The organism is Nonomuraea aridisoli, from assembly GCF_003236395.1.
In the GTDB taxonomy this organism is placed as follows: Bacteria; Actinomycetota; Actinomycetes; order Streptosporangiales; family Streptosporangiaceae; genus Nonomuraea; species Nonomuraea aridisoli.
This window is the reverse complement of the sequence record NZ_POUD01000094.1, coordinates 1-19,875: the sequence shown is the minus strand read 5'-3', so window position 1 is coordinate 19,875 and position 19,875 is coordinate 1. Positions and strand designations below refer to the sequence as shown.

Below are 19,875 nucleotides of genomic sequence, written 5' to 3'. Positions count from 1 at the left end.
TTCAATGTAGTAAAGATGCATGGAAACGCGCACCTACGTGGTCACCGGTGCCGCCTCGGGCATCGGCGCGGCCACCGCCGACCTGCTGGCCAAGGACGGATTCCGGGTCATCCGCTGCGACGTCCGCGACGCCGACGTGCTCGCCGACCTCACCGCCCCCGAGGGCCGCGAAGGCATGGTCTCGCAGGTCACGGCGGCCTCGGGCGGCCGGATCGACGGGCTGATCGCCGTTGCGGGCACGGGCGTGCCGTCGGAGCAGACCGTACGCCTCAACTTCTTCGGCACGATCGCCACTCTCGAAGGGCTGCGCCCGCTGCTGGCGGCGTCCGATGCGCCGAGGGCGGTCGCCGTGTCGTCGCTGAGCGCGATCGTGGCCGCCGACGACGCCATCGTCGAAGCCTGCCTGTCGCTGGACGAGGAGTCCGCCGCCGAGGCCGCCCGCGGCGCCGCGAAGGCCGGACGCGGCCGCGTCATCTACCCGTCGAGCAAACAGGCGCTCAACCGCTGGCTCCGCCGCGCCGCCCTCACCCCCGAATGGGCGGGCGCGGGCATCCCCCTCAACGCCGTCGCCCCCGGCGTGGTGGACACGGAGTCGGCCAGGAAGCAGTTCCTGTCCGACCCGGCGACCCGCGCCCTCGTGTCATCGGCCATGCCCCAACCGCTCGGCTTCCCTGGCCCCGTAGAGCCGATCGCCTCCCTGCTCGCCTGGCTCTCCGCCCCCGACAACTCCTTCGTAACCGCCCAGATCCTCTACGCCGACGGCGGCGCCGAAGCCGCCCTCAACCCCTGACCACCTATCCCATCCCTCCACAGGCACTCCCACCCGCAAGCCTGCGGTGCCTTCACCCCTGAACACCAACCCACCCAGCCGCCCGCGCCCCGCCCAAGCACCTGCCACCACCTCCACCCCTCAACGCGCAACCACGCGGCTAGCGCTGGTGCGGCGAAGCGAACCGCGGCCCGCGGCGCGCAAGCCGCGCCCGGACCCTCCGCGCCTCCGCCCCGGGGACGCGGGTGAGGGTACTGGCCGGCACGCCGGTGGCGCGGGCGATGTGGTCGGGTGCGGACCACAGTTGGCCGCGAGCGGCCGGCATCTGCTGTTCGCTCTTGGCGGGAGTGCGGCGAAGGCAGCGGGGCCCGCTGCGCCGCCCGTGTGGCCCGTCCCAGCCCTCGATCCGCAACCGGCGCACCCATCGGTGCCCGCACTGCCGGGAGATGCCGAGTTCGGCGGCACGACGTAGCGGCCAGCCGTCCTCGACGACACATCGAGCCAGGCGCAGGCGTCCGAGTTCGGCCAGTGGCGCGTTACGGTGGGGCATGAGGGCCTTTCTGGTTGGCGTGTAGATGTCGCAATCCACACCAAACCGAAGGCCCTCATCCATTCACAAGATCATCGACTCTGTGTCGCGCCGTACTCAACCTCTGTGGTCAGTACAGCTAGCCCAGGCGGTTGTCGGTGCCGCGCGGCCCCTGGCGTACGGACTCGGCGTGCAGCGTGGGCTGCCAGTCGAAGACGTAGCCGCCCTCCATCGGCCCGATGACCACCTCGGCACCCGGGCTGGCGCCCGCCTTGGCGAGCTCCTCCTCGACCCCCAGCCGTTCGAGCCGGTCGGCGAGATACCCCACCGCCTCGTCGTTGCTGAAGTCGGTCTGCCGGATCCACCGCTCGGGCTTCTCACCGGTGATCTGGAACAGGTTGTCGTTGACCCGCCGCACCGTGAACCCGGCGTCGCCGAGCTGCTTGGGCCGGATCACCAGCCGCGTCGGCTCCTCGACCGGCTTGTTGGCCCTGGCCGCAGCGACCCACTCGCCCATCGCGTACGTGAGCTCCCGCAGCCCGTCGTGCGTGGCCGCCGAGATCGTGAACACCCGCAGCCCCCGCTCCTCGAACTCGGGCCTGACCAGCTCGGCCAGCTCCCGCGCGTCGGGCACGTCGGCCTTGTTCAGCACGAGCAGCCGCGGCCGGTCCTCCAACTTCCCGTACGCCCGCAGCTCCGCCTCGATCACCTCATAGTCGGTGATCGGGTCGCGCCCCGGCTCCATCGTGGCGCAGTCGATGACGTGCACGAGCATGTCGCACCGCTCGACGTGCCGCAGGAACTCGTGGCCCAGCCCCTTGCCCTGCGAGGCGCCCGGGATCAGCCCCGGCACGTCGGCCACGGTGAACACGTGGTCGCCCGCCGTCACCACCCCCAGGTTGGGGATCAGCGTGGTGAACGGATAGTCGGCGATCTTCGGCTTGGCCGCGCTCAACGCGGCGATCAGCGACGACTTCCCCGCGCTCGGGAACCCGACCAGCGCCACGTCCGCGACGCTCTTGAGCTCCAGGACCACGTCGAGCCCGTCGCCCGGCTCGCCGAGCAGCGCGAACCCGGGGGCCTTGCGCTTGGTGGTGGCCAGGGCCGCGTTGCCCAGCCCGCCGTGACCGCCCTGGGCGATCACGTAACGCGTGCCGGCGCCCACGAGGTCGATCAGCACCTCGCCCGTCCTGGCGTCCTTGACCACGGTGCCGTTGGGCACGGGCAGGATCACGTCCTCGCCGTTGGCGCCGTCGCGGTGAGAGCCCTGGCCCTGCTTGCCGTTCTCCGCCTTGCGATGCGGGCGGCGGTGGTAGTCGAGCAGGGTCGCGGTGTTGGGGTCGACCTCGAGGATGACGTCACCGCCGCGCCCGCCGTTGCCGCCGTCGGGCCCGCCGAGGGGCTTGAACTTCTCCCGGTGGATGGAGGCGCACCCGTTCCCCCCGTCACCGGCCTTGATGTGAAGGACCACCTGGTCCACAAAGTCCGGCATCCCGTATTCCTCCATCACCCCGCCCGGGGCATCTCATTCCAACGTACGAGGCCTCCGGCCCCGCCCCACGATCTGAACGCCGGCCGCCCGGGTCTCATGCCCGGTGCCCGCCGGCCACCGCGGAACACGAAAAGGGGCGGATCGACCAGCCGATCGATCCACCCCTTGACGTGAAAACCCGAGTCGCGGACGAACCTACTCCGCGACGGGGACGATGCTCACGGCCCGGCGGCCGCGCTTCACACCGAACTGCACGTGGCCGGCGGCCAGCGCGAACAGCGTGTCGTCGCCACCGCGGCCCACGTTGTCACCGGGGTGGAAGTGGGTGCCACGCTGGCGGACGATGATCTCGCCCGCGTTGACCAGCTGGCCACCGAAGCGCTTGACGCCCAGTCGCTGGGCGTTGGAGTCACGGCCGTTCCGGGTGGACGACGCGCCCTTCTTGTGTGCCATCTCGCAAACTCCCGTCAGGCCTGCTCGATACCGGTGATCTTCACCTGGGTGTACCGCTGGCGGTGACCCTGGCGCTTCTTGTAACCGGTCTTGTTCTTGTACTTGAGAATCCGGATCTTCGGGCCCTTGGTCTCGCCGAGAATCTCGGCGCTGACCGTGAACTTGCCCGCCTCGGTGGTCACGTCGCCATCGTTGACGACGAGCACCGTCGGCAGCGAAACCGAAGAGCCGACCTCGCCGGCGACCTTGTCCACCTCGAGGACGTCACCGACGGAGACCTTCTGCTGCCTGCCGCCGCAACGAACGATCGCGTACACCGCGGAACCCTTCTACTGACTCACTGTTGCTTTCGAACACCAGCCACCTCACGAAGAGGTCGCCGCCGAATGCTGCGCCTGTCATTCGGCCTGTCGCGAACCGACGAACCGAGTAAGCGCGCCAACAGGGCACGTCACCTGACGCACCGGTTCACCAGGGTACCGGATTAACGGCCCCCTAGGCGAACCGGACGGAACGTCGGAAGTCCGCCGAGGACTACTCGGCCGACTTGGCTCGGCGCGAGCGTCGCCGCCCTCTGCCGGAAGTCTGGTTTGCCTGGTCGTCCTCAGCCGGGACGTCTTCAAGCGCACCGGTCACGGTATCACGGCCGGAGGAGTCCTTGGCCGCGGAAACCTTGTCCGTGACCGCCTTCTCCACCGCCATCTTGCCCTGTGTGCCCCGCGGCTCCGGCTTGGACTCGACCGGCTCGTTCGAGATGATCAGCCCGCGCCCGTTGCAGCACTCGCACGGCGTCGAGAACGCCTCCAGCAGCCCCTGACCGACCCGCTTACGGGTCATCTGCACCAGGCCCAGCGAGGTGACCTCGGCCACCTGGTGCTTGGTCCTGTCGCGTGCGAGGCACTCCAGCATCCGGCGCAGCACCAGGTCGCGGTTGGACTCCAGCACCATGTCGATGAAGTCGATCACGATGATGCCGCCGATGTCCCGCAGCCGCAGCTGGCGCACGATCTCCTCGGCCGCCTCCAGGTTGTTTCTGGTGACGGTCTCCTCGAGGTTGCCGCCCTGGCCGGTGAACTTGCCGGTGTTGACGTCGACGACGGTCATCGCCTCGGTGCGGTCGATCACCAGCGAGCCGCCGCTCGGCAGCCACACCTTGCGATCGAGCGCCTTGGCCAGCTGCTCGTCGATCCGGTACGACTCGAACACGTCGCCCTGCTCGCCGTCCCACTTCGTCAGCCGCTCGCCGAGGTGCGGCGCGACGTACTTGACGTAGTCGTCGACGGTGTTCCAGGCGTCGTCGCCCTGCACGACCAGCGAGGTGAAGTCCTCGTTGAAGACGTCGCGCACGACCCGGATGGTCAGGTCGGGCTCGGCCGACAGCAGCTCGGGCGGGCTGGCCGACTTGGCCTTCTTCTGGATGCTCTCCCACTGCGCCGACAGCCGGGCCACGTCACGGGCCAGCTCCTCCTCGGAGGCGCCCTCGGCCGCCGTACGCACGATCACGCCGGCGTTCTCCGGCATGACCTTCTTCAGGATGCTCTTGAGCCGGGTGCGTTCCTTGTCGGGCAGCTTGCGGCTGATGCCGGTCATCGACCCGTCGGGCACGTACACGAGGTAGCGGCCCGGCAGGCTGATCTGCGAGGTGAGCCGGGCGCCCTTGTGGCCGATCGGGTCCTTCGTGACCTGCACGAGCACCGACTGGCCGGACTTCAGCGCCGACTCGATGCGCTTGGGCTGGCCCTCCATCCCGGCGGTGTCGAAGTTGACCTCGCCGGCGTAGAGCACCGCGTTGCGGCCCTTGCCGATGTCGACGAACGCCGCCTCCATCGAGGGCAGCACGTTCTGCACCTTGCCGAGGTAGACGTTTCCGACGTAGGACTGGCTGGCCTCGCGGTTGACGTAGTGCTCGACGAGGACGCCGTCCTCCAGCACCGCGATCTGCGTACGGTCGCCCTGGCGGCGCACCACCATCATGCGGTCCACCGACTCGCGGCGGGCCAGGAACTCCGACTCGGTGATGATCGGCGGACGCCTGCGGCCCAGCTCTCGCCCTTCGCGGCGGCGCTGCTTCTTGGCCTCCAGCCGGGTGGAGCCGCGCACGCTCTGCACGCCGTCGGTGGCGGTGTCGAGCGCCGCCCGCCCGGAGCGCGGGGCGCGGATGCGCACCACCGTGTTCGGCGGGTCGTCGCCGGACGGCTCGGTGACCTCCTCGGTGCCGCGGCGACGGCGGCGACGGCGGCGGCGCGAGGTGGAGGTCTCCTCCTGGGACTCCTCCTCCTGCGGCTCCTCTTCGGGCTCCTCGTCCTGTTCCTCGCCGTCCTCGGCCTCGTCGCGCTCGCGCGTCCTGCCGCGGCCCCGGCCGCCCCGACGGCGGCGACGGCGGCGGCCGCCGCCCTCTTCCTCCTGCTCGTCGGTGGTGTCGGCGTCGGTCTCCTCTTCTTCGACGACCGCCTCTTCGGCGAGCTCCTCGACGTCCTCGGGCTCGACGATGGGCTGCGGCGGCTCGGCCCGGCGCGGCACGACGGGCGTCGCGCGGCTGGGGTCGGGCGCCTGGAACAGCGGCGCGAAGATGGCCGCCGGCCGCTGGAACGCGGCGGCGGAGTCGCTCTGCCGCTGCGCCGTCAGCCCGAAGGGGTCGGCGAGCAGGCTCGGCCGGACGACGTCCTCGTCGAGATCCTCACCGGCGGGCTCGTCATCGAGCGGCTCGTCCTCGGGCAGGATCTCGACGACGTCCTCGTCCTCGATGTCCTCGTCGGTCTCGGAGGGCGCCGCAGGGCCACCCTCGCGGCCCTCCACACCAGCGCCCCCGGCGGCCCCGCTCGCGGCGATCTCCGCATCGGCCGTCCCACCGCGCGACACGTCCGTACCGGCCTCCTCGCCGGTGCCGAACGGCGCCGCGGCCTCGCGACCACCGGAGGGCGCCACCACTTCGGCGACCCCGCCCCGGCCGGCCTCGGCCGCACCTGCGCCGGCCGCGGTGTCCTCAGCGGCGGGCGTCTCGGCCGCCACGACCTCTTCCGGCTCGGCCTTCTTCCGCGTACGGCGCCGCTTCGGCGCCGCCTCGACGACCGGCTCGACAGTCTCCGCGGTCTCGGCGGCAGGCGCCTCGGAGACCTCGGCCGCCGTCTCCGCCGTCGTCTCCGTGGCCTTCTTCGTCGTACGCCGCCGCGTCGTCGTGGCGGTGGACCGCGTCCTCGTACGCTTCGGCTTCTCCGCCTCCGCACCATCCGCGGCGTCCTCAGCCCCGGCTGCGGCGCTCTCGGCACCACCGTCGGTAGCGCTCACAACACCCGCGAGGGCATCGGCACCACGCTGAGCGGCCTGAGAACCACGCTGGGCGGTTTCCTCGGCTCCGGCCACGGCGCTCGCGGCACCACCCTGGGCAGCGCCCTGAGCACCACCTGCGGCGCTCGCAGCCGCACTTTCACCGGCGGCCTCACTCGCGGCCGCACCGGCCGCGCCACTCTCCTCCGCCTCACCGGCGTGGGACGTCGCGAAAGCGGGAACCGTCTTGACGGCGGGCGCCGTGGCCGCCGCTTCGAGAATCTCAGGAGCGGGCTCCCCCGCGGCACGCTGCACCGCGTTCGTCCGGACCGGTTGCACCTCGGCGACCTGCGGCGCGGCCTTCGCTGCGATGACGGTGACCGGGACGGACGCCGGCTCCTCCGGCGGCTCCGGCGGGGGACCCGCCGGGCGGCTGGCGGAGCGGCGGCGCTCGGTCACCTTGGGCTGTTCAATTGTCTCCCCGTCGGGGCCGTTGGCCCCGGCGTTGGGCTCGTTGTCGAGCATGCGGGCGTTCTCCCGTCAGCTCCCGGGCGCGTCACCGCGCCGCGCAGGAGCCCTCGTGTCTCGTTGTCCGCCGGCGCCCCCGGAAGGGGCGTATCGGCGCCAAGTCCTGTCAGCGGTAGTGCCCGGCTCACGCAGGGCACGTCCTCAACCGGCGACGTGCTCACCCGCCGGTCCCGCCTCGCCGCCGCGCGTTACGTCGCGGTCCAGGTCGAGCGGGTCGGCAAGCGCACCGGTGCTGACGTCGAGCGGCCCCTGCGCCAGCCTGGTCACCTCGGGGGGAACCGGCGGCGCGAAGTCGGCCACAAGGCGCAGCCCTGTGAGCACATCGTCGGGTCGAACGGCAGGCGTCATGTGCCGAACAACCATGCGCAGTATGACACACGGCCGTCCGCCCACCTGAGCTGCGGTTCTGTCTGTTCCCTCGGAAACCTCGAGCCCCAGGACGGCCTGCCGCGCGTCGAAGCGGCGGGGACCCTTCTTGGTGAGGCGCTCGACTTCCACCGTGCCCGCCGCGAAGAACTTCTCTGCCGCCACCTCGGCGAGTTCGCGATCGGCACCGGGCAGCCGCACTTCCCACTCGGATGCCTCCAAGCGGTCGGCCAGCCCGCCCGGACCCGCCTCCACGACGTCGAGCACATCGAGCCCGGAGGGCAACGACTCGTCCAGGCTCTGTCTGACCTGGGCGGGATCGCTCGGCGTGGTGACGCCGATCTCGAGGTATTCGGCTTCACTGGCGACACCGGTCGGCGCCGCGCCCGCGTAGGAGATCTTCGGGTGGGGCGAGAAACCCGCGCTGTAGGCCACCGGAATGCCGGCACGGCGGACCGCTCTCTCGACGGCCCGCGAGATGTCGCGGTGGCTGGTGAAGCGCAGGCGGCCGCGCTTGGCGTAACGCACACGCAGGCGCTGCACCGTGGGCGCTGGCGGAGGCCCTTCGGGAACAGGTTTCAGAGCTTGTCGTCCTTCCTTGTCAAAGAGTTCCTTCGTCCCAGGATAAGCCGCCCCGGCAGGTGTACGTGTACGCCCAGACACGGCTCGCCCACCGAGAGCGCTAGACCACCGTCAGGGGAAGGAGTTTCCGCCCCGTCGGGCCGATCTGAATTTCGGTCCCCATCGTCGGGCAGACACCGCAGTCGTAACACGGCGTCCAGCGGCAGTCTTCGACCTCACCGCCGGAGACGGCCTCCTGCCAGTCCTGCCACAACCATTCGCGGTCGAGCCCCGCGTCGAGGTGGTCCCACGGGAGGACTTCGTTCTCCTCCCGCTCACGCGTGGTGTACCAGTCGACGTCGACGCCCGCCTTCTCGGCGGCGGCCATCCAGCGTTCGTAGGAGAAGTGCTCGCTCCACCCGTCGAACCGGCCGCCGTCCTCCCAGACGTTCCTGATCACGGCGCCGATCCTGCGGTCGCCCCGCGACAGCAGCCCCTCCACGATGGACGGTTTGCCGTCGTGGTAGCGGTAGCCGATCGCGCGGCCGTACTCCTTGTCGCCGCGCAGCGCGTCGCGCAGCGCCTTGAGCCGCCGGTCGACCGTCTCGTGGTCGGCCTGCCCGGCCCACTGGAACGGCGTGTGCGGTTTCGGCACGAAACCGCCGATGGAGACCGTGCAGCGGATGTCGCGGCTGCCGGTCGCCTCGCGGCCCGCCTTGATGACCTTCTTGGCCAGGTCGGCGATGCCGAGCACGTCTTCGTCCTGCTCGGTGGGCAGGCCGCACATGAAGTAGAGCTTGACCTGCCGCCAGCCCTGGGAGTAGGCCGTGGTGACGGTGCGGATGAGGTCTTCCTCGGTGACCATCTTGTTGATCACCTTGCGCATCCGCTCCGAGCCGCCCTCGGGCGCGAACGTCAGGCCCGAGCGCCTGCCGTTCCTGGAGAACTCGTTGGCCAGGTCGATGTTGAACGCGTCGACCCTGGTGGAGGGCAGCGACAGCGAGGTGTTGGTGCCTTCGTACCGGTCGGCGAGGCCCTTGGCCACGTCGGCGATCTCGGAGTGGTCGGCGGACGACAGCGACAGCAGGCCGACCTCGTTGAAGCCGGACTGCTTGATGCCGTTGTCGACCATCGCCCCGATCGTGGTGATGGAGCGCTCGCGCACCGGACGCGTGATCATGCCCGCCTGGCAGAAGCGGCACCCGCGCGTGCAGCCGCGGAAGATCTCCACGCTGAACCGCTCGTGCACCGTCTCGGCCAGCGGCACCAGCGGCTTCTTCGGGTACGGCCACTCGTCGAGGTCCATCACGGTGTGCTTGTGCACCCGCCACGGCACGTCGGGCCGGTTGGGCGCGACGCGCTTGATGCGGCCGTCGTCGTGGTATTCGACGTCGTAGAACTTCGGCACGTAGACCCCGCCCGACTCGGCGAGCCGCATGAGCAGCTCGTCACGCCCGCCGGGCCTGCCCTCGGCCTTCCACTCGCGGATGACCTCGGTGATGGCGATGGAGATCTGCTCCCCGTCGCCGAGCACGGCCGCGTCGAGGAAGTCGGCGATCGGCTCGGGGTTGAAGGCGGCGTGGCCGCCCGCGAGCACGATCGGGTCGTCCTCGCCACGGTCGACGGCGAGCAGCGGGATGCCGGCCAGATCGAGCGCCGTCAGCATGTTGGTGTAGCCGAGCTCGGTCGAGAACGAGACCCCGAGCACGTCGAACGCGCGCACCGGCCGGTGGGCGTCGACGGTGAACTGCGGGACGCCCTCGGCTCGCATCAGCGCCTCGAGGTCGGGCCAGACGGCGTACGTGCGTTCGGCCAGCGTGCCGGGGAGCTCGTTGAGGATCTCGTAGAGGATGGCGACGCCCTGGTTGGGCAGCCCGACCTCGTAGGCGTCCGGGTACATCAACGCCCACCGCACGTCGGCGGAGTCCCAGTCCTTGACGGTCGAGTTGAGCTCACCCCCGACATACTGGATGGGCTTCTGCACCTTGGGCAGCAGCGCTTCCAGGCGGTGGAAAATCGACTCGACAGGCATACAGTCCAGGGTAGCGGCGCGCGGGCGCTGCCGGGTCTCCGGACGCCTCTCCCATGCCCCATCGGCCACGTCGTTCACCCCCGGCGCGACCGCCCGCTAGGCGAACGGCCGTCGCCGCACCTTGATGGCCTGGAGCAGCCCGACGGCGACGAGGTTGGCGAAGGTCGCGGTGCCGCCGTAGGAGACGAACGGCAGCGGCAGCCCGGTGATCGGCATGATCCCGATCGTCATGCCCACGTTGATGAACGTCTGGAACGCGAACCAGCACACGATCGTGCCCGCGACCAGCGTCCCGAACCGGTCCTCGCACTCCCTAGCGATCTTCAGGCCGCGCAGCAGCACGATGCCGAGCAGGATGACCACGGTGACCGACCCGAGGAACCCGAACTCCTCCCCCGCCACCGTGAAGATGAAGTCGGTGTGCTGCTCGGGCACGAACCGCCCGGTCGTCTGCCCGCCGCCGAGCAGCCCCTTGCCCAGCAGTTGCCCCGAGCCGATCGCGATCAGCGACTGCGTGCTGTTGTAGCCCACGCCGCGCGGATCGACGCTCGGGTCGACGAACGCCGTGAACCGCGCCACCTGGTACGGCTCCAGCATCTGGAAGTAGAACACCGCGAACACCCCGAGGCCCGCCACCAGCGTCAGCAGCGCGATCAGGCGCTTGCGCACGCCCGAGATGACCAGACCGGCGGCGGTGATCACCGCCAGCACCATCGCCGTGCCGAGGTCGGGCTGCAGCATCACCAGCCCGATCGTGATCCCCGCCGCGACCAGCGCCAGCGTCACGTCGATCATGCGTGGCCGGTCGGTGCCCTCGGCCGGCTGCGCCAGCAACATTGCGGTGATCAGCAACAGCCCGACCTTGGCGAATTCGGACGGCTGCACCGCGAACCCGCCCCCGAGCAGGATCCACGAGTGGGAGCCGTTGATCGTCGCCCCCAGCGGGGTCAGCACCAGCCCCAGCCCCAGCAGCGACATCAGGAACACCAGCGGCGCGTACGCCCGCATCGCCCGGTGATCCACCATGGCGACGAGACCGCACATCACGATCCCGACGGCCTCGTTGAGCAGGTGTTTCTTCACCAGCCCGGTCGAGCCGGGCGCCCACGTCCTGGTGGACGACCAGACCAGCAGCGTGCCGATCACGCACAGCCCGGCCACCGCGACCAGCATGAGCCCGTCGAGCCGGCGCACGGTCGAGTCCTCGCGGGCCATGCGCTGCAGCAGCGACGGCCGCCGGATGTCCACCGCGCGCGCGATCATCCCCCGGCCACCGTTCCGTCGGGGGCGAACCTGGGCAGCCGCGTGGTGAGCCGCCCGCCGGGAACGGCGGGCCTGCGCTTGATGCCGTAGATGCCCTCGTAGATCTCCCGCACGGCCGGCGCCGCCGTCGAACCGCCCATGCCACCCTGCGACACCATCACGACCACCACGTACTGCGGCTTCTTCGTCGGCGCGAACGACGCGAACCAGGAGGTGTCCTTCTTGCCCCAGACCTCCGCCGTACCGGTCTTGCCGCCGACGCGGACCTGGTCCATCGGGAACCCGGCGAAGGCCCCCGCCGCCGTGCCGTCGGCGGCCACCTGGCTCAGCGCGTTCTTGATGTACAGGCGCTCCTTCTCGCTGAGCGGCAGCTTGCCCACCACCGGCACCGGGATGGTTTTGACCACCTTGCCGTCCGGCCGCACCTGCGCCCAGCCGATGCGCGGGCTGCGCACCTTGCCGTCGCTCACCAGCGCCTGGTACGCCCGCGCCAGCTGCAGCGGCGTGACGAGCACGTCGCCCTGCCCGATGGAGAAGTTGGCCGCGTCACCCGGCCGCAGCAGGAACCCCTCGGCGCAGTTCTCCACCGCGAGCTGCTTGAGGAACGCCGCCCGCGCCCGGTCCTTCAGCTCCGGATAGCCCTTGCGCGCCCGCGTGCAGGTGACCGCGCTCGTCTGGTCCCACAGCTCCTTCTTCCAGGCCCGGTCGGGGATGCGGCCGCCCGACTCGCCGGGCAGGTCGATGCCGGTCGGCGCGCCGAATCCGAACTGCCTGGCCACGTTGGCGAAGACCTCTTTCGGCTTCTTCTTCGGCGTGCGCCCGCCGTCCTTGAGGTACTGCTCGTACGCCGCCCGGTAGAAGATCGTGTCGCACGACTTGACCAGCGCCGTGTGCAGGTTCATCGAGCCCAGCCCGATGCCCCGGAAGTTGTTGAACGCCCGGCCGCCCACCATGTAGGAGCCGGGGCAGGAATAGGTGCCGTTCAGCGGATAGCCGGCCCGCAACATCGCCGACACCGACGTGACCTTGAACGTCGAACCGGGCGCGAACTGGCCGTTGATCGCCCGCGACACGAGCGGTTTGCCGGACTTCTCCGACATGAGCCACTGGTAGCCGCGCGCCGAGATGCCGCCCGCCCAGATCTCCGGGTCGTACCCGGGTGCGCTGGCGAGCGCCACCACCCGTCCCGTACGGGCGTCGAGCACCACCCCGGCCCCGCCGTCGGCGGCCGGCGCGGACTTCATCGCCTTGGCCAGCGCCTTCTCCACCACCGCCTGCACCCGCGAATCGATGCTCGTCACCAGGTGGTCGCCGGCGACGGGCGTCACCTGCTCCACGACCCCGAGCGGCTTGCCCATGCGGTCGACCTGCACCCGGCGCAGCCCTGCCTTGCCGCGCAGCGCGTCGTCGTAGACGTATTCGAGCCCGTCGCGCCCGGCGAGGTCGACGCCGGAGAAGCTGGCCTTGAGCCCTTCGCGCTTCTCCAGCTCCGCCTGGGTGACCGGCTGCAGGTAGCCGAGCATCTGGGCCCCCGCCCTGCCCCCCGGATACTGCCGGACGGAGTTGACCTCGGCCGTCACGCCGGGGAACTCCTCCTGCCTCTCCAGGATCTGCAGCGCCTCGCGGGTGTCGACCTTCTCGTCCAGCGGAACCGCCTGGTACGGCGACCCCGTCCAGCACGGCTTGCCCACCCCGGGCCCGCACGGCCTGATGCGCTGCTGCAGGTCCTTCACCGGCCGGCCGAGCACCGCCGACAGCTTGCGCAGCACCGCCAGGCCGCCGTCCTGCATCCTGGACAGCCGGGTGCGGTCGACGGAGACGACCAGCGCGGTCTTGTTGCGCACCAGCGGGCGCCCCGACGAGTCGAGGATCTGCCCGCGTACGGCAGGCGAGATCACCACCCGCGTCCGCGTCTCCGTCGCCCGCGTCACGAACTCCTGCCCGTGCACGACCTGCACCTGCCACAGCCGCACGGCCAGCACCGCGAGCAACGCCAGCACGAGCACGTGCAGCACCAGCAGCCGGGCCCGGATGCGCGTCATGTCGAGAACCTCGCCTGTCTGCTCCGCGTGGTCAGCCAGATCACGATGGGCGAGACCAGCAGCGTGTAGACGATGGTGACGGGCACCTGGCCGGTCAGCATCGGCATCGTCACCCGGGGATCGGACATCAGCGCGCCCACGGCCGCGGCCACCAGCGGCGCCAGCAGCACGCACAGCACCACGGTCGTGACCGGCCCGCCCAGGCCGCGCCCGGCGACGTAGCCGACGAGCGCGTACACGAACGCGTACTGGCCCACCAGGTGGGCGCTCGGCGGCATGACGTCGACCAGCAGCCCCGCGAAGAAGCCGAGCACCGCCCCCGAGGACGGCCCCCGGGTCAGCGCCGCGCCGATCACGGCGAGCAGCACGAGATCAGGCGCGCCCCCGGCGGGCAGGGGCACCCGGTTGACGAGCATGACCTGCGTGAGCAACGCCACCACCACCGACAGCCACCCGATCACCAGGCCCCCTCCCCGCCGTAGATCATGCTGTCGATCACGCTCACCGCGCCCCCTCCTTGGCGGGCAGGACGGCGTCGCGCGGATTGCGCTTGGGCGCCTCCACCACGACGCCGACCACGTCGAGCGCCGTCATGTCCGCGTACGGCCGGGCGTAGGCGATCCGCGTCAGCTCCCCTGGCGTGGACTCGACCCGCTCGATGATCCCGATCGGCACCCCCGGCACGTAAGGCCTCCCGTTCTTGGACCCGAAGCTCACGATCCGCCCGCCCCTGCTCATCGACGCCGTGGAGTCGAGGAGCCGGAACTGCACGAGCCGCCCGTGCTCCCCGACGCCGTGGACCACGCCGATCTCCTTGCCGCCCTCCAGTCGCGCGCCGACGGACGAGGCGGGATCGCTCAGCAGCAGCACCGTCGAGGTGTGGGCCGAGGCGTGCAGCACGCGCCCGACCAGCCCATCGCCGTCGAGCACGGTCATGTCGCGCTGAACCCCGTCGCCGGTGCCGACGTCGATCTCGACGGCGTCCTCGAACCCGGGCAGCCCGCGCCGAGCCACGACGTTGGCCGTGACGACCTTGTATCCGCCGGTGCCGGCCAGCCCGAGCAGCCGCTGGAGCTGCTTGGCGCGGTCGGCGTCGATGCGGCCCGCGTCCAGGCTCGCGCGCAGCCTGGCGTTCTCCTCCTTCAGCGCGTCGATGCGTTGCTGGGCGCTCGGCGCCGCCAGGACCGCCTGCACGAACGTGCCGACGGGCCGGATGAGCCCGACGCCGAACTGCTCCGCCGTGCCGAACACGTAGGCCCCGGCCGCGCGGACCTGACGCAGCGGCGAGCTCTCGCCCGAGCGGTGGTCGACGGTCAGGATGATCAGAGCCGCCGAGAGCAGCACTCCCAGGACGATCCGGGCACGGCGCGAGTCTCTCATCAGTGTCGCGACTCCGGCACCAGAACCCCCTGCAGAGCCTCGAACTCCTCGGCGCACTTGCCCGAGCCGATGGCGACGGAGTCGAGGGCGTTGTCGACGAGGTGCACCGGCATGCCCGTCTCGGCCCTGACCCGCTCGTCGAGGCCCCTCAGCAGAGCTCCGCCACCGGTGAGCGCGATGCCGCGGTCCATGATGTCGCCGGACAGCTCCGGAGGGCACTTGTCGAGCGTGGTCTTGACCGCGTCGACGATCGCGTTGACCGGCTCCTCGGTGGCCTTCCTGATCTCCTCGCTCGACACCACGATGGTCTTGGGCAGCCCCGTGATCAGGTCGCGCCCGCGGATCTCCGCGTGCAGCTCCTCACCGATCGGACAGGCCGACCCGATCGCCATCTTGATCTCCTCGGCGGTGCGCTCGCCCAGCATGAGCGAGAACTCCTTCTTCGCGAACGTCATCACCGCCTGGTCGAGCTCGTCGCCGCCGACCCGGATCGACTGGCTGGTGACCACGCCGCCCATCGAGATGATCGCCACCTCGGTCGTGCCGCCGCCGATGTCGACCACCATGTTGCCCGTCGGCTCGTGCACCGGCAGCCCGGCGCCGATGGCGGCGGCCATGGGCTCCTCGATGATGTAGACCTTCCTCGCGCCGGCCTGGTAGCCGGCCTCCTTGACCGCCCGCTGCTCGACGCTGGTGATCCCGCTGGGCACGGCGACGATGATGCGCGGCTTTGCGAAATGCCGTCGTTTGTGCACCCGCTGGATGAAATAGCGCAACATTCGTTCGGTGACGTCGAAATCGGCGATAACGCCGTCTTTGAGCGGGCGGACCGCGACAATGTTGCCGGGCGTGCGACCGATCATCCGCTTGGCCTCGATGCCGACCGCCACGATCTTGCCGGTGACGGTGTTGATCGCTACGACTGACGGCTCGTTGAGCACGATGCCGCGGCCACGCACGTAGACCAACGTGTTGGCGGTGCCCAGGTCGACCGCCATGTCACGGCCGAGGAACGCGAGCTTGCTGCCCATGGGGAACGGAGCCCTCCGTAACGTCGTTCGCGAATGACTACGGATCGAATTCGAATCGTAACGTGACGTACCCACCGAGGGCCGCAATGAGCCAGCGCGCCTGTCAAAATTCTCCAGCCTCTACCCCAACCTCAATTTTGCCCGGATTGCACCACAACATCCGATGGCCATGGGAGCCGAGAACTCACCAAGACGCAGAAAAGATTCATCCATTCATGCCGCCGGCCACCCCCGCCGACTTCAGAACCATACGCGGGGGGACCGACAGAAAAACGCGCGCCCGCGCAGCCGGAGCTGCGCGGGCGCGCGGAGGACGGGAGTCGCTCAGAACCGGTCCGGGAAGAAGATCTTGATCTCCCGGGCGGCCGACTCGGGAGAGTCGGAGCCGTGCACGACGTTCTCGCCGATCTCGAGGGCGTGGTCGCCGCGGATCGTGCCGGGGGGCGACTTGACCGGGTCGGTGGCGCCCGCCAGCGCGCGGAAGGCCTCGACGGCGCGCGGGCCCTCGAGCACCATCGCGACGAGCGGCCCCGAGGTGATGAACTCCACCAGCTCGCCGAAGAACGGCCGCTCGGAGTGCTCGGCGTAGTGCGCCTTCGCGGTGTCGACGTCGAGGGTGCGGAGGTCCATCGCCACGACCTTGAGGCCCTTGCGCTCCACGCGGGAGATCACGTCACCGATGAGGCCGCGCTTTACCCCGTCGGGCTTGATCAGGACCAGAGTGCGCTCGGACACTTGAAGTTCTCCTTCGAACAGAGTGGGGTCGCGGCTGCAGGCACCCGGCCTGGCCGCGGAGGACGCTTCGCGGGGCTACGCGCCCACACGTCGCCGTGGCAGGGCCTCAGCTTACCGTTCCCCGCCCCTGCCCTCGTTTCCGTACGGGAAGCCTAGCCTCCCTACGGGGAGGAGGTGTCCTCCGGCGACTGCCCCTGCGGCGGCACCGACGGCAGCGACCGCCCCTCGTCGGACCGGTCGAAGGCGCCCATGGGCGGAACGCTCGCCTGATGTCCGGAATCGCCGTCCTCGGGGACGAGCAGCGTGTCCGTCGGCGTACCGGCGCACGGCACGCGCTCCTGCGCCTCCGCCGGAGGCTGGTCGGCGCGCCGCGCCAGCACGGCGGCCAGCACGATGATCAGCACCACCAGGAACCCGCCGATCAGCGCCCACCAGTGCACCGCGCCCACGAAACCGTCGACCAGCTCCTGCACCGACCCCACGCCGTCGAGCATCGCCATCTGCACGCCCGTGCCGAGCAGGAAGCCCGTCAGCACCCCGGCCACGCCCAGCGACAGCCCGAACGCCGCGGCCCCGAAGGTGACCTCCTGCAACGCCGCCGTCAACGCCACCGCCGCGCCCACCGCGAGCAGTCCGAACGGCACCGCCAGCAGCAGCCCGTCGGCCGACGGCACGAGGAACCGTACCGAGCACAGACCCCCCACCATGGCCAGCAGCCCGAGCGGCGCCAGCCACCGTGCCGCGGCGGGCGCGTGCAGCCGCACCAGGATCGCGGCGGCGACCGCCAGCACCCCCGCCAGGACGTACGGCAGCCACAACCCCCGCAGCCCCGGCCCGCCGAGGCCGCCCATCTCGACCATCGTGATCTGCGCGGCGCTCGGCAGCAGCACGACGCCCACGGCCACCATCGTGTACGCGAGCGTACGGCTCTCGGCGGCCCCCATCGAGGCCATGACCAGCAGCGCCGTCACCGCCACGGCCGCCAGCAGGATCACCCAGCCGGCCCGCCAGCCTTCCGAGGCCGTGCTGACCGCCACGACGGCGATGCCGGCCGCGGGTCCGGCCGACAACAACACCAGCCCGCGCTCGCGCACGCCGGGCACCGGAGCGGGAGGCCGGCCGCACACCGTCCACACACCGAGGTGCAGGGCGGACAGCGCCAGCGCGATCCCCGTCACCAGCGGGTACGGCTGCAGCGTCACCCGCCAGCTGCTCACGTCGTCGAGCGGCCACAACGCCAGGGCCTGCGCCACGAGCAGGCTCAGCCCCAGCACGCCCACCCACAGGGCCCGCAGCACGGGCGTGCGCTCCCAGACGGCCGCCAGCATGGCGGGCAGGACCAGCCCGGCCCCGATGCCCCGCACCACGCGTACGGCCCCGACGACGAGCTCCGAGCCCGCGTAACCGCCCGCGGCGTCGGACAGCGCCACCAGCGCCAGCCCGGCCACCAGCATGTACGCCGCCGGCACCCGCCGCAGCGCCACGGCGGCCAGTGGGACGGTGAGCATCAGGGCGGGCAGCGCGAGCCCGTGCGTGCGCATGAGCCCGGCGTGGTTCAGGTCGCCCGGCAGCAGCCCGGCGACGACGGAGAGCGTGTTGGGGATCGCGACGATCGCCAAGGGCAGCGACGCCACGACGAGCAGCCCGAGCAACACGTCGAGCTGCCACGAAGGTCTGTGGCCAGCCGGGTCGTACGACCGCTGGAGTGGGGGGACGGCCATGTTGGCCGACTTTAGCGCGAAGTAGCGCCCTCGACACGGCGAGCTACGAGAATGGCCGTGATCCACAGCGCGGCGAAGATCGCGCCGAGGAAGAACATCATCGACACGACGAACCCCGTACAGATCGCCAGCACCTGCGCGACGCTGCCGAGAACGTAACCGATCGGCTTCTTGAGCAGCCCCGCGGCCACCACGCACAGCACGGCGAGCCCGATGCCGACCGTCACCGCGAGGCCGGGCGACACTCCGGCCACGCGGATCGCGACGGGCGTGACGAGCCCGGCCACGATGGCCTCCATGCCGAGCACGCTGGCGCCGAGCCGGCGCATCCCGGGAGTGACCTCGAAGTTCATCATGTGCCGTCCGCCTTCAGCAGCCGCCGGGCGTCGCCCGCGGTGACGACCGACCCCGTGATGAGCACGCCCGTCCCGCTGAACTCACCCTCGGCGTCGGCGATGGCGATGCCCTTGTCGATGGCGTCGTCGAGCCGGTCGACGACGTGCACCCGATCCTCGCCGAACAGCGGCTCGGCCAGCTCCGCGAGCTCCTTGGGCGGCATGGACCTGGGCGAGGAGTTACGCGTGACCACGATCTCCGCGAGCACCGGCTCGAGCAGCTCCAGCAGACCCTCGACGTCCTTGTCGCGCATGACCGAGACCACGCCGATCACCTTGGCGAAGTCGAACGCCTCGTGCAGCCCGTCCAGCGTCGCCTGCATGCCGCCCGGGTTGTGCGCTGCGTCGACCACCACCGTCGGCGTCCGCCTGATGACCTCGAGCCGCCCCGGCGAGGACGCCTGCGCGAACGCCTGGCGTACGAGATCGACGTCGAGCGGATCGTCGCCGCCGGTCAACGCCTCGACGGCGGCCAGCGCACAGGCGGCGTTGCTCGCCTGGTGGGCGCCGTACAGCGGCAGGTAGACCTCGTCGTAGACACCCTTGAGGCCGCGCAGTGTGAGCAGCTGCCCGCCGATGGCGACCTCACGGCTCAGCACGCCGAACTCCAGCCCCTCACGCGCCACGACCGCCCCGACCTCGACGGCGCGCCGCATCAGCACCTCGGCCGCGGTGAGCTCCTGCTGCGCGAACACCGCCGTCGAACCGGGCTTGATGATGCCCGCCTTCTCCGAGGCGATGCTCGGGATGTCGGGCCCGAGCCGGTCGGTGTGGTCGAGCGAGATCGGAGTGACCACCGACACGGTGCCGTCGGCCACGTTGGTGGCGTCCCACGACCCGCCCATGCCGGTCTCGACGACCGCGACATCGACGGGGGTGTCGCTGAACGCGGCGAAGGCCATCGCCGTCAGCAGCTCGAAGAACTGGATGCGCCGCCCGCCGGCGTCTGTCAGCTCGACGTAGGGGATGATCTCCTCGTAGACCTCGGCGAACCGTTCCTCGCTCAACGGCTCCCCGTCGACGGTGATCCGCTCGCGCATCGACACCAGGTGAGGGCTGGTGAACCGCCCCACCCGCAGGTTGCGCTCCTTCAGCAGCGCCTCCGTCAGCCGCGCCGTACTCGTCTTGCCGTTGGTGCCGGCAATGTGTACGACCGGGTACGCCCGCTGCGGCGAGCCGAGCACGTCCAGAAGGGCCGCGATCCGGTCGAGCGTCGGCTCGAAATCCCACTCGACGCCGCGATCGAGGATGGCGCGTTCAACCGCACGATAATCCACCCCTCAACCCTACTGACCCCCACCAGCACTCCATCCC

General features: G+C 70.7%; 17 protein-coding genes. 1 reads left to right on the top strand and 16 read right to left on the bottom strand.

Annotation, left to right across the window (positions count from 1 at the left end; all coding sequences use genetic code 11):
* The first annotated feature begins 19 nt into the window (after positions 1-19).
* Positions 20-790: an SDR family oxidoreductase gene (locus C1J01_RS22665; RefSeq protein ID WP_111180979.1), complete on the top strand. Its 771-nt coding sequence runs from the start codon at positions 20-22 to the stop codon at positions 788-790.
* Between the two features lie 139 nt (positions 791-929).
* On the opposite strand, the gene C1J01_RS50010 is transcribed toward C1J01_RS22665, so the two are convergent.
* The 16 genes from C1J01_RS50010 to C1J01_RS22585 form a co-directional block, all read right to left on the bottom strand.
* Complete coding sequence (locus tag C1J01_RS50010) at positions 930-1,319, bottom strand: leucine zipper domain-containing protein (RefSeq protein ID WP_181448908.1); 390 nt, start codon at positions 1,317-1,319, stop codon at positions 930-932.
* A gap of 118 nt (positions 1,320-1,437) precedes the next feature.
* Positions 1,438-2,790, bottom strand: a complete 1,353-nt coding sequence (gene obgE / locus C1J01_RS22655) for a GTPase ObgE (RefSeq protein ID WP_111180988.1) — start codon at positions 2,788-2,790, stop codon at positions 1,438-1,440.
* 195 nt (positions 2,791-2,985) lie between these two features.
* A complete protein-coding gene (gene rpmA, locus C1J01_RS22650) occupies positions 2,986-3,243 on the bottom strand; it encodes a 50S ribosomal protein L27 (protein WP_012893687.1) in 258 nt (85 codons plus the stop codon).
* 14 nt (positions 3,244-3,257) lie between these two features.
* Positions 3,258-3,560, bottom strand: a complete 303-nt coding sequence (gene rplU / locus C1J01_RS22645; protein ID WP_043634375.1) for a 50S ribosomal protein L21 — start codon at positions 3,558-3,560, stop codon at positions 3,258-3,260.
* A gap of 217 nt (positions 3,561-3,777) precedes the next feature.
* Positions 3,778-7,032: an Rne/Rng family ribonuclease gene (locus C1J01_RS22640; protein WP_235854601.1), complete on the bottom strand. Its 3,255-nt coding sequence runs from the start codon at positions 7,030-7,032 to the stop codon at positions 3,778-3,780.
* 144 nt (positions 7,033-7,176) lie between these two features.
* Positions 7,177-7,929, bottom strand: coding sequence for a TIGR03936 family radical SAM-associated protein (locus C1J01_RS22635; RefSeq protein ID WP_235854600.1), 753 nt, complete (start codon positions 7,927-7,929; stop codon positions 7,177-7,179).
* Between the two features lie 154 nt (positions 7,930-8,083).
* Entirely contained in the window at positions 8,084-9,994 is a 1,911-nt protein-coding gene (locus C1J01_RS22630) for a TIGR03960 family B12-binding radical SAM protein (protein ID WP_111180977.1), read from the bottom strand.
* Between the two features lie 96 nt (positions 9,995-10,090).
* Positions 10,091-11,257, bottom strand: a complete 1,167-nt coding sequence (rodA, locus tag C1J01_RS22625) for a rod shape-determining protein RodA (protein ID WP_111180976.1) — start codon at positions 11,255-11,257, stop codon at positions 10,091-10,093.
* A complete protein-coding gene (mrdA, locus tag C1J01_RS22620; RefSeq protein ID WP_111180975.1) occupies positions 11,254-13,299 on the bottom strand; it encodes a penicillin-binding protein 2 in 2,046 nt (681 codons plus the stop codon). The genes rodA and mrdA overlap by 4 nt, the downstream gene beginning before the upstream one ends.
* Entirely contained in the window at positions 13,296-13,760 is a 465-nt protein-coding gene (mreD, locus tag C1J01_RS22615) for a rod shape-determining protein MreD (RefSeq protein WP_111180974.1), read from the bottom strand. Before mreD ends, mrdA begins: the two co-directional genes overlap by 4 nt.
* A 40-nt stretch (positions 13,761-13,800) precedes the next feature.
* On the bottom strand, positions 13,801-14,679 hold the full coding sequence (gene mreC, locus C1J01_RS22610; RefSeq protein ID WP_111180973.1) for a rod shape-determining protein MreC: 879 nt from the start codon (positions 14,677-14,679) through the stop codon (positions 13,801-13,803).
* Positions 14,679-15,710 carry a rod shape-determining protein gene (locus tag C1J01_RS22605; protein WP_111180972.1) on the bottom strand — a complete coding sequence of 344 codons (1,032 nt, stop codon included), beginning with the start codon at positions 15,708-15,710 and terminating at the stop codon, positions 14,679-14,681. The genes mreC and C1J01_RS22605 overlap by 1 nt, the downstream gene beginning before the upstream one ends.
* A 324-nt stretch (positions 15,711-16,034) precedes the next feature.
* Positions 16,035-16,445, bottom strand: coding sequence for a nucleoside-diphosphate kinase (gene ndk, locus C1J01_RS22600; RefSeq protein WP_111180971.1), 411 nt, complete (start codon positions 16,443-16,445; stop codon positions 16,035-16,037).
* A 161-nt stretch (positions 16,446-16,606) separates the two neighbouring features.
* Positions 16,607-18,166: an ABC transporter permease family protein gene (locus tag C1J01_RS22595; RefSeq protein ID WP_146615689.1), complete on the bottom strand. Its 1,560-nt coding sequence runs from the start codon at positions 18,164-18,166 to the stop codon at positions 16,607-16,609.
* A gap of 11 nt (positions 18,167-18,177) precedes the next feature.
* Entirely contained in the window at positions 18,178-18,522 is a 345-nt protein-coding gene (locus tag C1J01_RS22590; protein WP_111180969.1) for a DUF4233 domain-containing protein, read from the bottom strand.
* Positions 18,519-19,838 (bottom strand): bifunctional folylpolyglutamate synthase/dihydrofolate synthase, encoded by a 1,320-nt coding sequence (locus C1J01_RS22585; protein WP_111180968.1) that lies wholly within the window; start codon positions 19,836-19,838, stop codon positions 18,519-18,521. The genes C1J01_RS22590 and C1J01_RS22585 overlap by 4 nt, the downstream gene beginning before the upstream one ends.
* Positions 19,839-19,875: the final 37 nt, after the last annotated feature.

What these genes read in the sequence shown, in the direction of transcription:
- C1J01_RS22665 (WP_111180979.1), top strand. Translation starts at nt 20, where the DNA reads ATGGAAACGCGCACCTACGTGGTCACCGGTGCCGCCTCGGGCATCGGC.
- C1J01_RS50010 (WP_181448908.1), bottom strand. Translation starts at nt 1,319, where the DNA reads ATGCCCCACCGTAACGCGCCACTGGCCGAACTCGGACGCCTGCGCCTG.
- obgE (WP_111180988.1), bottom strand. Translation starts at nt 2,790, where the DNA reads ATGCCGGACTTTGTGGACCAGGTGGTCCTTCACATCAAGGCCGGTGAC.
- rpmA (WP_012893687.1), bottom strand. Translation starts at nt 3,243, where the DNA reads ATGGCACACAAGAAGGGCGCGTCGTCCACCCGGAACGGCCGTGACTCC.
- C1J01_RS22640 (WP_235854601.1), bottom strand. Translation starts at nt 7,032, where the DNA reads ATGCTCGACAACGAGCCCAACGCCGGGGCCAACGGCCCCGACGGGGAG.
- C1J01_RS22630 (WP_111180977.1), bottom strand. Translation starts at nt 9,994, where the DNA reads ATGCCTGTCGAGTCGATTTTCCACCGCCTGGAAGCGCTGCTGCCCAAG.
- rodA (WP_111180976.1), bottom strand. Translation starts at nt 11,257, where the DNA reads ATGATCGCGCGCGCGGTGGACATCCGGCGGCCGTCGCTGCTGCAGCGC.
- mrdA (WP_111180975.1), bottom strand. Translation starts at nt 13,299, where the DNA reads ATGACGCGCATCCGGGCCCGGCTGCTGGTGCTGCACGTGCTCGTGCTG.
- mreC (WP_111180973.1), bottom strand. Translation starts at nt 14,679, where the DNA reads ATGAGAGACTCGCGCCGTGCCCGGATCGTCCTGGGAGTGCTGCTCTCG.
- C1J01_RS22605 (WP_111180972.1), bottom strand. Translation starts at nt 15,710, where the DNA reads ATGGGCAGCAAGCTCGCGTTCCTCGGCCGTGACATGGCGGTCGACCTG.
- C1J01_RS22595 (WP_146615689.1), bottom strand. Translation starts at nt 18,166, where the DNA reads ATGGCCGTCCCCCCACTCCAGCGGTCGTACGACCCGGCTGGCCACAGA.
- C1J01_RS22590 (WP_111180969.1), bottom strand. Translation starts at nt 18,522, where the DNA reads ATGATGAACTTCGAGGTCACTCCCGGGATGCGCCGGCTCGGCGCCAGC.